This window comes from Streptomyces sp. NPDC050263 (genome assembly GCF_040655955.1).
Classification (GTDB): domain Bacteria; phylum Actinomycetota; class Actinomycetes; order Streptomycetales; family Streptomycetaceae; genus Streptomyces.
Genome location: NZ_JBFAKW010000304.1, coordinates 1 through 1,280, shown reverse-complemented (window position 1 = coordinate 1,280; position 1,280 = coordinate 1). Strand labels below are relative to the sequence as shown.

The 1,280-nt window shown below is 65.5% G+C and carries 1 pseudogene; it reads left to right on the top strand.

The window, feature by feature from the left end:
- The first annotated feature begins 168 nt into the window (after positions 1-168).
- Positions 169-1,166, top strand: a pseudogene (locus AB0J04_RS46180) (IS5 family transposase).
- Positions 1,167-1,280 lie beyond the last annotated feature (114 nt).

The following is a 1,280-nucleotide window of genomic DNA, read 5'->3' as shown; positions in this document are numbered from 1 at the left end:
TCCGACGGACGATCAGGTTCATGGGGCTGTGTCGTGGCCACAGCCAGAGCCTCCCATCACCCCATGATCAAGATCTAGCCCTGTAGTACTAGGGCCTGTTCTGAGTTGAGATCACGGGATTCGGTCATTCCCGCTTCGGGAGGGTGCCAGCTGCGGTAGACCGGTCGAATGACTCGTGGTGATCTGACCGATGGCGAGTGGGAGTTGATCGAGCCGTACCTGCCGCTGGGGGCGTTCGGGCCGATCCCTGACCTGCGCAGCTACTTCAACGCGGTGATGTGGAGGTTCCGGACCGGCTGTCCCTGGCGGGATGTGCCGGAGAGCTACGGCTCCTGGTCGACGATCTATGACCGGTTCCGGCTGTGGGCCGTCGGAGGGATCTTCCAAACGCTCATGGACGTGATGATCACCGAGGCGGCGGCTCGCGGGGACGTCGATCTCAGTCTGGTCAGCGTGGACTCCACAGTCAGCCGGGGGCACCATCACGCGGCCGGGATGGTGGTCGATCCCGAGTTGCTTGCCGATCTGGAGAAGGCCCTGGCAGAGGAAAAGGGGCTGCGGCGAGTCGACAAGACGATGTGACGGGTGAGCCGGACGGGGGCGGGGAGGATGCGGAGCGGGAAAGGCGCCGTGCGGTGCGTCGTCGGCACAAGGCCCGGCTGAAGGCCGCGAAGCTGGGGCGTTCTCGGGGCGGGCTGACGTCCAAGATCCATCTTGCGGTCGAGCGTCGGTGCCGACCGCTGTCGATCATCCTCACCCCCGGGCAGGCCGCGGACAGCCCGCAGTTCATCCCGGTCCTGCGCAAGATCAGGGTGCGTGGCCCGGTCGGCCGGCCCCGCTCCCGTCCCGGCGCTGTCGCCGGGGACAAGGCATACTCCTCCCGCGCCAACCGCGCTCACCTGCGTAAACGGAAGATCAAGGCAGTAATCCCGGAGAAGGCCGACCAGGCGGCCAACCGCAAGAAAAGGGGATCGGCCGGAGGCCGCCCGGTCGGCCACGACGCCACGCTCTACAAAGATCGCAACACCGTGGAGCGCGCCATCAACAAGTTCAAGCAGTGGCGGGGCCTGGCCACCCGGTACGACAAGACACCCGAAAGCTACGAAGCCGGACTGCACCTACGCGGTGCAATCATCTGGCTCCGCAGCCTCCCAGCCACCCCATGATCCCGACTCAGAACAGGCCCTAGTACTACAGGGCTAGATCTTGATCATCTGGAGTCGTAGCCGCCTTCGGAAATGATGCCGTCGCGCCTCCGCCTGATGCGCGCGCCGCCAGAT